The following is a 10,889-nucleotide window of genomic DNA, read 5'->3' as shown; positions in this document are numbered from 1 at the left end:
CGTTGTCAAGCATTTTGCCTTGACCGTCAACCATCTTTTGACTTGATAGGGTCACACGCGTGTAGTGCAGTACGTGGTTACTTGCCACTGATTGCAAAAAGGCGTGACGACCGTCATTGGTCAAGACAGCTTTAGGCCAGAATTTAGGCTTGAACCCTGTAGGCTTGTCTTGTTCGTCTGCCATAATTTGGCTCCTTTCTGTGTGAATAAAAAAACTACTCAGTCTTAATCGATTGAGTAGTTGTGTGATTTTCTTACTGCCCGTTTGTCCAAAGGGCTTCTGACTTGGTCACCTCAGTGGACCGGATACGACCGATCACACTGATACATGGCGCAAATGCCGACTGGGCAGACCATCCAGTCCACCAAACCAGCCCGGACTCTTGCTTATCGGTTGTTTTGTCTTGATTGCCTACGCCCACATATAGCGGCAACTCTGCCCGTGTGAAAAATACGATTCCATCAAGCCAGTAGCCTAGCGCTAACATGTTCTGCAAATTTTCAAGGAGGAACTTCTCTACTGACCATGTAGACACATAATCCCATGGGATTGAGATAATTACGTGTCTTGGCGTTTTGGTTTTAGTAATTTTGATCCCGTCCTTAGTACCAAGCGCGGTACTAGTGATCTTGTAGATCGATGGAATCGTACCTTGTGCCCTTGCCAGTAGAGTTTTTAGGTAAGTCAAAAACCGATAAGGAGGATCTTCCTTAGTCGGTCTGTAAGTCTTAATATCTTTACCAAACAGGTCTAGTGTCGTGCCTTCCGCATCTTGGATAGCACGCCACTTCATAACTTTTTCGCCACTATCTGATATTTGCTCCATACCTTTAGAGTAAATGTCCAGTAGCTTATAAAAGTTACCGTTGTGCTCTTTATACCAGTGGTGACTAGCTAAATTAATTAACTGGTCAGTTGTCTCATAGGCCATTTACTGTCACCTCAACATTGTCAGGACTACAGATAGGTGCTTCAAAGTCCTTCTGCTTGATGTCCTTTTCCGCGAGTTGATCAGGTGCCAAACCTACCTCAATTGTGGCATCACTGATTCCCTCGATTGAGTAGACAGCAGGATATAAGCGAGTGATATAGAGAGGATCACCCATTTCAAGACCACTGATATACTCAGCTATAGCATATTTGACGTTCTCAGCACCTTCATCGATGTTCCAAGCGTCATTAACATTAACCGTAACCTTGGCATAAATTGGCTTTTCAGTCGCAAAATCAAAGTTAATTTTGAGAGGATTACCAGTCGCGTCTCTAACAGTCAGTTCTTGCCGTCCTACCATAGTAATTCCGGCAGCAATGTAATCCGCCAAGCATTCCGCGATGTCCTGCTTATTACTGCCAAGGCAGTAAATATGGACACTATATGGCGGATTACCGTACTTATCTGGATCAGCAAACGGGTTTTGAATGATGTTAACTTCACGAACTCCAGGCAGATTCATTAATGCTGATCTAATTCCGGCAGCCGTAGAGCCTGGACGTGCCGCGTTCTCCATACGGAGTCGTTCACGGTAGGTCTCATCATCTTCGTAATCTTGGCCACCACCTGCTTTTTCGGGATTAGTGATTGAAATAATTTCATCATCTGGGTTAACTTCAACCGTAATTGAGTTAGCAGGTACGTTGGTGTCTTGACCAGTATCTTCACATTGCACCCAACCAATGCCACTCCATGAGCCGTCACCCTTTTTCTTCGTTAAAACATCTTTCAGCAAAGTAAATACATAACCCTCCTCGGTTTCGTACTGTTCACCGGCTTGGATTAAGTATTCTTCTTGTGTTGTGATCTCAATTTGAGCAAATGCAGGTTCATCAACTTTGCGTTTAAGCCCAAGGTTGCCACCGATATAGTCAAGACTTGCATCAGAAGCAGTAGAAATAAACGCTGAGTAATAGGTCAACTGTTGTTGCTCCCACTGTGCTTTTTCACGTCTAGCAAAAATCCTGGCCAAGATACCAGCGTTTGAATTACTAGTAACAACAAGGTCAGGATCAATAGCTGAAATCATTTCATCTTCAACTTGTGACAAGATTTCTTGATATGTTGGGACGTAAAAACCAGTTGCGGTTAAGCCCCATTGCGAGTTATAGGCCAACGTTTACATCTCCTTCCACTTCCTGCGATACGTCACTTTCCGTTGGTGTGGCCATGGCCGTAAAATGCACGGTCAAGTGTCGTGTTGCTGGATCAGCATCAAACTTTAAATCTTCTACTGAGTCAACTTCAGGCACTTTGGCCATGATTGTTCTTCTTAGATCAGCGGCTGCACGTTTCTTCTTAAATCGATGGCCAAGAAAGTTCGTGTAGTCCATGCCTTGTTCAGGATCAAGGACATCCATTTCACCGTAGAACGTTTCAAGTGTTGCCTTGATTCGTTGTGCAATTTCTTCCAATCCATCGATAATTACAAAGTCATGCGTTTCTGGATCAACAAACCAGTCACCATATTCAGTTACTTCAAAATCTTTAGCCATAAACCGCATCACTTCCTAGTATTCCAACAACAATTGAGTCGTTAGCATCATGCAATCTTGACGTATTAGGATCAAAATTGCTTGCATCACGGCCGCCTTTCCAGTTGTCGTTGTCTCTATCAAGAGTGACAGCAATAACTGGAATGCCTGGACGCATAAAGCGATGTTTTGGCAATTTGTCAACGAAGTGCGTTTGGTGGTGAGCTGGAGCGCCAGGGTGTGCAGGTATAGTTGAGTTAAAATCAACTGCTGCTAGATCTGGCTTAATGCGGTCAAAGATTTCGTCTAAGATGTAACACTGATAGCTTACAGGCACATCTAAGTATTGCGCTCTAAGTTGGCCATCACTTAAATTAACGAGCGGTTGCAAGTCAGCAAGATGTTTTTTCTTGTCATATTTGATAACCCGTGCGATAAAGGCAGCTTCAAATTCAGCATTAATCGCATGCTTGAAATTCCTAACTGCAATTACTGCCGCTGCTTGTAATTCGGCTTGTGAACTTGAATCATCATGTTTTGTCATCTTGCACCTCCTATAGAGCAACTAGTGAGCACTGAGTTTGAGGATTAGTGCCGTCGCTTGTATGCTGACCAGCCTTAACCCAGAACTTGCCCTTCAAATACTTTGACTTCATTTCAATTCCGACACGTACTGTAATTTCAGGAATTAAAGGAGTCGTGATCTCCCACGTATCGTCACCACCGTCGTCGCTTTGATTACTTGACGGCGGTTGTACCAAGTCTTGATCATCAATTGTTACCCATGTACGCTTATCAGATTTAGGATCGATAATCTCAAACTTCCCACGTTCGTAAGTAATCTCTGACTCAGTTTTCTTAACCATCTGTTTGATCAAAGTAAGAGGCTTACCCTTAGCGGTGTAAGCCTTCTTTAACTTTGGATTCTTATGTAATTGGATCTTATCGATGTGCATGCCAGCTTGACTTGCTACACCTTGAATTAAATCCTTATAGCTCGTGCCTGCTTTATAAGTCTTATTAACCAAGACCGTCTTAGTAGCACGAGTTTTAACACGATGGTTAACTGTGTATTGTTGACCTTTTTTCTTTCCACGTTTATAAGTCTTAGTAACCTTAACGTGCTTGTACTTGTTGTAATCTTTGTTTTTCTTAACTTTGAGCCGTCTAGCTTTGACGTTGTTGTAATTAGTACCTTCTGTGTAAGTGATCACCAAGGTATCAGTGACACCGTCATGCTGCATCGTGTCGATCTTAGTGATGTAGCCCTCAGAGATAATTTTCATAGGAGCACCCCAATTAAAAGCCAGCTTAACTTTAAAACCCTTGGCGTAGAACATCGCATGCTTTTTTGACATGTTATATAAGGTTACTTTGTTGACTGGCGGACTAGCCGAATCGCTAAAGTTAGATTCAAAAGCAAAGGGGTAATTGTGTTCTGGAGTTTCATCATTGTAAACCGTTTGAGTCTTCCCGGAATTATTTGTACAAATAAACCAAGCATGCGGATTAGTAGTGACAACCATTAGCTAGACACCTCTTCATCCGTATAATCGTCAGTTGGTTCATCTGGGTCGTACCCGAGGGGTTTAATCGTGGGGTCACCAGTTTCAGAACCAAGCGGATCGATAACATCAAGGTACATTTGTACGGTTTCACCAAAGTTACCTTTACCGGCATCTTTAGCCTTGTAACTTTCGTCCATAACTCGTATATCGACACGTGGCAAACGTTGATCAAGTAAGTCATAGCCAACCAATTCGCCCAAAATTAAAGGCTGCTGATTAAGTAGCAAATTAGCATCAGCGTCCCAAATTGAGACACTGTAAAAATCCGCCACCTCGTTATAGTCAACCCGAAAAGTATAGACACCACCGGCGATTGTGATGTCAAAAATATCAGGCAGATCATCAACATCTACTGGAATGTAGCGTCTCATCTATCTCACCCTCATATTTTTACTAATTTTCTTTTGCTTCTCGCTAACGTAAAGGTTTCGCCCTGCCTTTATCTTGTTAGGATTTTTAATTTTATTTACTTTTTGTAGCCAAGACACCGACTTGCCATACTTTCGTGAAATACCAAGTAACGTGTCGCCAGGTTTAACAGTGATAGCGGTGTATTTCTTATTTCGCCGTCCACGTGTGGTCTTTGTTGACTTGGATTTTTTAGTTTTTGCATTGTTACCGGTGGAAACTGTGATATTTGCAGCTCTCACGTGAGTAAACGTGATTGAGACTTGCAAGTTATCACTCATATTTTTGAAAGTATTGCTGATATTACTAATTAACAGGTCTTTTTCAACAAAATCGCCCTCATATGTGAGAGTTACGTGATTATCCTTCCAAGTAACTAATTGAGCGTACTTTTTGTTAGCTTCCGCCCTGTCTTCACCAGTAATTAAACCGGCAACGGTCTTAGTATCACTAGATGTCCTAGCGTAGTTGCTCCTAGGTGCACCCTTATCGACTGGCCAAGATGTAATTTCAACGTCTGAGCTTTCCGACTCGGTATCACTTGGAGAAATAAAAATGACGGTCTGAGAATGACCGTCACTTCTATATATAGCGCAGTTACCTTCATTGTGATGCCCTCGTTCGTGTTGAGCTATCTTGTCAGCAACTGCGCTCTTATTTGCTTTGTAGGTTTCAGTTTTAACCTTCTTTTTAGCTTTGTTATACTCTTTTTTATGCCGACTGTATGCTTTATTAGCGGCTTTTTCGGCTTTTAAGTACTTTTTCTGTAAATTGAGGAAGTACTTTTTTCTTTTCGGATGAAGCACTGAGTTTTGATAGGAACCTAACGCACTATCCTTGGCGTTTTTGGCTCTTTTCTTATCTCGATTCATCAATTTCTTGTACTTATTAGCCGTCTTTTGTGCCTTAACCACATAAGTCGGTTGTTTTTTTGCTACATATACCACATTTTCACCTCCTGACTAAAAGATTGTTGGGTCCGATCCCTCTTCATGGTTCAACAATGCTTCAAATTGCTTAACAACTTCACGTTTAGCAATGTTGGCCATCTTTCTCATTGATGCTTCATCACCAGTGATTGGACCGTTGAAGTTGATGTTAACCACGATTTGACCATGACCAGTTGCGGTCTTGGATGGTGTTTTTTGACGACCAGCTCTGCCAAGATCAGCAACTTTACGTTTCGTTGTTTCAAAGTCATCAATGTGGACCGGTGACTTTGGTGTGACAATTTCTGGCCCGTGTTCGCCAGCGATAAATGGCTTATTGGACCAGTGATCGCCACCGCGACTATACCAGTGATGTGATTCCCACCATGCTTGTGCTTTATTTGGGTTACCGTACCGGTCGTTCATGTAGTCGTAAGTACCAGCTAATTGAGCGATCGCATTACGGATTGATCCGTGTGCACGGTAGTAATGCAAGTTGTAGCCTTGCATTTGACCCAGACCCAAAGTACCGGACGATGGGTTTCTTGCTGCAGGATTCCAGCCAGATTCATGACTTACAACATAGTTCATCGCAGACCAGTATTTCTCTGGAATGTGTGCTTGCTTCAACCAGTGGTTGTGATCGCCAGTTGGTTTACCTGCCATAAATCCGCCATCGATTTGATCAGCAAGATTATCACTGATCCACTTCAATGCTGATTTACCAAGTTCTCGCTTAGCTAGGTTGGTTAATGCGCCTGTAGCCTTTTGACCTTGTTTTGGCTTGGCATTATATAATCCACGTACACGGTAGTAGCCATAACCCATGCTCTTTGGTGCATCGATTGATGTGACTCTCGCTCTTGGTGGAGTTTCGTTAAACATTGAGTGAGTTTGTGGGTTCTTAATGATCCCCACGTGCCCTGCGGCTCCTGTTCCGTGACCGTAGATGACTAAGTCACCAGGCAACGTCTTAGACAAGTCCTTGCCTAGATATTGCAAAGCTGGTGAGTGTTGCATTGCTACAGTGGTACGTCCAGCATCTAAGCCAAAGTGGTGTAATGCTTGTGATACCATGCCGGAACAGTCACTTGCTGCTTTACTCATGGCACCCATGACATAAGGCACGCCACTAAAGGTCTTTTCGGCATATTTCAAGAACGCTTCACGAGTTCCGCCCTTACCAACGCCGCCACCAATGGCGTTATTGATAACTGTCCACATCGCGTTCATCCAAGGGTTGCCGTAATGAGCTGAGGAGTTCTTGCCTAAATCAATTGTTCCTCGTTGGATTGCCGGACCGCTTGACTTGATATTTGACGTGTACATATTGGCAAAGCTCTTAGCTGGATTAGATAAGCCATTGTCAGCGATTTTTCTTAACTGGCTATGACTTACACCAGAGCCTTTGGCAAAGTGCGTCAAGCCCCAACTATGAGCTAATTCTTGCGTTTGGTAACCATTAAGGACAGCGTCACCTTTTTCAAGTAACATCTGTCTATTTGCACCACGTGGAATATGAATGTCACCGTTCTTTTTAACGATGGCTTCTTGACGTGGACCAGTTGGTGCGTCATTGACCATAGCCCATGTGTTACGTGGAAGAGCACCGGAACCAGTAGCAAAGTGTACTGGTTTAATTACTGATCCGTTACCACCGAATTGAGAGAGCACCTTATCGATGCCATTGATACCCTTGTTGAGTTGACCGATTGTGTCGGACATTGCGTCCTTGGCATAACCGTTCATCTTACTCATGGCAGTTCCAAAGCCTTTAGCAGTTGATCTTGCCGTCTTAACAACACCATCGTGCATATTGTCCATTTGCTTAGACACTTTGGACTTCATGGTTGTATAGTTTGAAATGACTGATTTTCTTGTCTTAGAGCTTTGTTTGGTGGTTGTGCTTGTAATTCCACGCCATGATGATTTATTCGCTCTCGTGAGCTTTCTGAGTGATCCAGTAGCTTCACGATTAATCTTCTTGTAGTCGCTAGTTACGTTCTTGGTAGCATGGCCAAGACTTACGTTACCGGCAGCATAGCCATTAAGGATCAAGCCATGACCTAAACCACCGGTCATGACTTTTCTAGTATCCTTAGCATTTAAAATTCTTTCACCAGCGTTAACTCGTGTAAGCTGAGGACCGTTAGCACCAAGTAGCCGCGCATGGTTAGCGTATGGCGTGTATGCTAATTCCGGACCAGCTTCACCAACTAAAGCACCGTGAGCGGCACCGATTAAACCACCGGTTGCATGTGCACCGGTTAACTTGCCTTTGACCCAGTTGATGCCTTGACCAACTTTGCCAACGACTTGTCGTACTGGCTTTGGTGTGTGTTTCTCAATCCATGAGCCTAAACCTTCAAATGGTTTCTTAAACATTGCCACGGCGTTTTTACCAAGATCACCGAACCAAGTCTTAAAACCATTCCAGCCCTTTTGAGCATTAGATCTGACTTTAGCACCCCACGCTTCAAGGCCAGTCCACTTAGACTTAAACCAGCTACTTGATTTGCTGCCTAATTGTCGTGTCCAAGATGGAAAATGACTCATGCCACGTTGAGCGTCTTTGACAATGCCACGACCCCACTTTTCGGCATTAACCTTTGGCAGGATGCCGGACATCTTAATATGCCATTTCTTTGGCGCTTTGCCGTGAACTTGTGGTTTAAAGCCTGCCAAGAACTTATCGAGTCCATTTTGTTTAGGATCAAATGGACCCCAGTCCCAGTTTTGCTTACCAAACCATTTACCGATGTTGGTAAACAGTGGAGCAACTCGGCTAGAGTACGAGCCTTTAACGGCGTATCCTTTTGGCAATTTTTGTGGGTTAAACATGCCTCTTAAGCCCGGCCAAATGTGTTTATCTGTCCACTTGTTGGCGCCGGACCAATCGAGCCATGAGCCTTTAGCAGATGCTCGCATGCGTGGCAAGCTACGTTTCCAATACCCTTTATCGCCAATATGGCCGATGGCATTCCAAGCGGTAGATGCACCGCCGAAAAGGAAATCAGCAATGTTATTTGGATGGGTAAACATGTAATTATCCATCGTGTGGTTCATATCCCACGATCTTTCAGCTAGTGAACGCTGATCGTGGTATTTACCTTTAGCATCGTAATAACCGTTAGCATCTGCTTTTAGCTTTTTAGGAATACGACCGCGCTTATCCTTTTGTTTCTTAGTGTTAGGAATTAGATACTTAGTAGCGTGGCCGCTAAATGCTTTAGCAAAACTCTTAGCAGCGGGTTCACCCATTGCCTGACCAAGTTCAGTACCGATTGTTGCACCGGCATAGCCACCTAATGAAGCACCAATTGCAGCACCGACAATTCCGCCAATGCCTTGACCATATTTGGTAGCCTTGACGCTTGCCTTGCTTGAATGAACTGCATCATAAAAGTTCTTGCCAATTTCAGCAGCGTCAAATACAACACTAGCCGTTGCAGTTAACTTAGCTGTCCGACTCATGTCACCCCACTTAATGTGTGGAGTTACTAGTTGTGACGTACCCTTGCCAATCGAATTGATCTTGCTACTTTGAGCAGCTAATTCTGAGTAGGTGTTCTTCAACTTACCTAAAAAGGCAAGTGCTTGTAATGCTTTACTGCCGGTATAACCAGCAACCATACCCTTTGCTATCCATTCGGTAGCCGTTGGGTGCATTGATACCCACTTGATAACGCCAATTATGCTGTCAGCAACGTTCTTGACCGCGCCACCAACATTCTTTTGGAATTGTTCACCGTCTTTGCTTAGTAGGAACTTGGCCAGCTCATTAGAAGCTTCATTCAAAGCCGGTAGCATTGCGGTACCGATTGTCATGGTGAAGGCATTAGTAGCTTGCTTAGCTCTGGCCATCGCTCCTTGTGCAGTGCCCATGTTCTTGGCTGCCAATTTAGCAACATAAGAACCACTGTCACCAGCTTTTTGAACACGTTTAGTTAAGTCTTGTAAGTCTTTGGTATTTTGAGCCAAAATGGTAGCCGCGTTTTGTGCGGTTGTACCAAAGATTGACTTCATAAAGCCTTGTTCTTGGACTGAGTTCTTACTGTGTTGCTTGATGTGTGTCCAAATAACGCCCATCGCATCGGCTAAGCTCTTGATGTGACCTTTACTATCCTCAATATCTTTGGCAGTAATGCCAATCTTGGAGAACACACTGTTCTTCTTGCCAATACTGTTAACACCATTACCGATCCGGTTAATGATGTCACGCATGGCAGTACCACCCATTGAGCCTTCAATACCGTTGTTGGATAAGATACCGACAGCAGCACTTGATTCGGCTAATGAAATGTGTTGAGCCTTAGCAGCCGCACCAAAGTAGTGAACTGAGTCACCCAGTGTGTGGAAACTTGTTGAAGTGGCATCAGCTGAGTAGGCAAGCATGTTAACGGCTTTACGAGTATTTGCAACCATCGCACCGGTAGTTCTTGCCTTCATGCCGAATGCTTCAATAACTTGTGATGATACAGAAGTTACGTCTTTGAAGTCGTCACCAGAAGCAACGGAAGCTTGTACTTCTGTTCTCAAAGCACCAAGCGCTTGCTTGGTCGAATAACCACGCTTGACCAAGTCTTCATAACCAACAGCAATTTCTTGTTGTGATTTTCCGTACTTAATCGAGATAGCCCGACCTTCTTGTTGCATCTTGGCAACTGCCTTAGTAACTTCTTTTTGATGTTCGCCACCAAGGACAGCTAGGTTCGTTATTTCACGGTAGCTTTGTTGCAGGTTAGTGGCTTTCTTTGCGCCACTAACAGCAGCAGCACTAAACGCACCGACACCGAGGGCAGCACTCATCGCACCGCCTTTGATATGATCCCAACCATCTCGTAAGGTGGTTTTCATCTTTTCACCGGCTGTGGTTACTCGCTTAGCACCTGCTATCAATCTGTTAAACCCAGTTGGACGCAATCGATCCATTTCAGTCTGTGTCTTCTTTAGATCAGACTTGAAATTATTGATTGCTACAGCTGTCTGATTGATACGAGCCTTCTGGATGTTATAAGCATCACTGGTTCTGCCGGACTTTTCAGCAATCCGATCAAGCTCAGTAACTAGCCCGTGCTGTCTATCTTTTAATCGATTAATTTGTTCAGCATACAGTTTTGACTTCTGTTGTGCTGCTTCATACTTCTTACCTTCACTGTCAAGCCGTTGCACATAACTAGCAGTCGCAATATCAGCTGACTTAATACTCTTAGCTAGTGCATCATTAGGCTTAATTGTTCCAAAGCCGGTTTCAACTTTTTTCAAGTTCTTTAATAAGCCTTCTGTGGCTTTATCAGCTTGCAGGATACCTGATATATCAACATTAGCTTTGAGATACCAACCTTCATGTTCTGCCATGCTATGTGTCCTTTCTAGCCCATCTAGGCAAAAATAAACATTCTAAGCTAAATAGTGAATTAGTTATCCGACGGGATAATTGATTCACTATTTTTGTTCTCTTGTAGAATTAAAGTAGTAGTAAAACGATATGCCCTGTCGCTTTTAGACACTTGATGT

8 protein-coding genes and 1 pseudogene are annotated in these 10,889 nt (G+C 43.6%); all 9 read right to left on the bottom strand.

Annotation, left to right across the window (positions count from 1 at the left end; all coding sequences use genetic code 11):
• Nucleotides 1-184, bottom strand: a pseudogene (locus EJK17_RS10430) (hypothetical protein); the annotation flags it as partial.
• A 70-nt stretch (nt 185-254) separates the two neighbouring features.
• Nucleotides 255-932, bottom strand: coding sequence for a hypothetical protein (locus EJK17_RS10425; RefSeq protein WP_127796412.1), 678 nt, complete (start codon nt 930-932; stop codon nt 255-257).
• Nucleotides 922-2,109 carry a baseplate J/gp47 family protein gene (locus EJK17_RS10420; protein WP_103661965.1) on the bottom strand — a complete coding sequence of 396 codons (1,188 nt, stop codon included), beginning with the start codon at nt 2,107-2,109 and terminating at the stop codon, nt 922-924. The genes EJK17_RS10425 and EJK17_RS10420 overlap by 11 nt, the downstream gene beginning before the upstream one ends.
• A complete protein-coding gene (locus EJK17_RS10415; protein WP_103661964.1) occupies nt 2,099-2,488 on the bottom strand; it encodes a contractile injection system sheath initiator in 390 nt (129 codons plus the stop codon). The genes EJK17_RS10420 and EJK17_RS10415 overlap by 11 nt, the downstream gene beginning before the upstream one ends.
• A complete protein-coding gene (locus tag EJK17_RS10410; RefSeq protein ID WP_103661963.1) occupies nt 2,481-3,011 on the bottom strand; it encodes a hypothetical protein in 531 nt (176 codons plus the stop codon). The genes EJK17_RS10415 and EJK17_RS10410 overlap by 8 nt, the downstream gene beginning before the upstream one ends.
• A 10-nt stretch (nt 3,012-3,021) precedes the next feature.
• Nucleotides 3,022-3,993 carry a hypothetical protein gene (locus tag EJK17_RS10405; protein ID WP_103661962.1) on the bottom strand — a complete coding sequence of 324 codons (972 nt, stop codon included), beginning with the start codon at nt 3,991-3,993 and terminating at the stop codon, nt 3,022-3,024.
• Nucleotides 3,993-4,406, bottom strand: a complete 414-nt coding sequence (locus EJK17_RS10400; protein WP_127796411.1) for a phage baseplate plug family protein — start codon at nt 4,404-4,406, stop codon at nt 3,993-3,995. The genes EJK17_RS10405 and EJK17_RS10400 overlap by 1 nt, the downstream gene beginning before the upstream one ends.
• A complete protein-coding gene (locus EJK17_RS10395) occupies nt 4,407-5,390 on the bottom strand; it encodes a LysM peptidoglycan-binding domain-containing protein (RefSeq protein ID WP_127796410.1) in 984 nt (327 codons plus the stop codon).
• A gap of 15 nt (nt 5,391-5,405) precedes the next feature.
• On the bottom strand, nt 5,406-10,730 hold the full coding sequence (locus EJK17_RS10390; protein ID WP_103661959.1) for a phage tail tape measure protein: 5,325 nt from the start codon (nt 10,728-10,730) through the stop codon (nt 5,406-5,408).
• Nucleotides 10,731-10,889: the final 159 nt, after the last annotated feature.

Source organism: Lactobacillus xujianguonis, from assembly GCF_004009905.1.
In the GTDB taxonomy this organism is placed as follows: Bacteria; Bacillota; Bacilli; order Lactobacillales; family Lactobacillaceae; genus Lactobacillus; species Lactobacillus xujianguonis.
Note: the sequence above shows the minus strand (reverse complement) of the source record. Positions and strands in the feature narration are given on the sequence as shown.

Bases quoted from the DNA above. Each gene is read 5' to 3' on its own strand.
- EJK17_RS10425 (WP_127796412.1), bottom strand. From the start codon at position 932: ATGGCCTATGAGACAACTGACCAGTTAATTAATTTAGCTAGTCACCAC.
- EJK17_RS10400 (WP_127796411.1), bottom strand. From the start codon at position 4,406: ATGAGACGCTACATTCCAGTAGATGTTGATGATCTGCCTGATATTTTT.
- EJK17_RS10390 (WP_103661959.1), bottom strand. From the start codon at position 10,730: ATGGCAGAACATGAAGGTTGGTATCTCAAAGCTAATGTTGATATATCA.
- EJK17_RS10405 (WP_103661962.1), bottom strand. From the start codon at position 3,993: ATGGTTGTCACTACTAATCCGCATGCTTGGTTTATTTGTACAAATAAT.
- EJK17_RS10410 (WP_103661963.1), bottom strand. From the start codon at position 3,011: ATGACAAAACATGATGATTCAAGTTCACAAGCCGAATTACAAGCAGCG.
- EJK17_RS10415 (WP_103661964.1), bottom strand. From the start codon at position 2,488: ATGGCTAAAGATTTTGAAGTAACTGAATATGGTGACTGGTTTGTTGAT.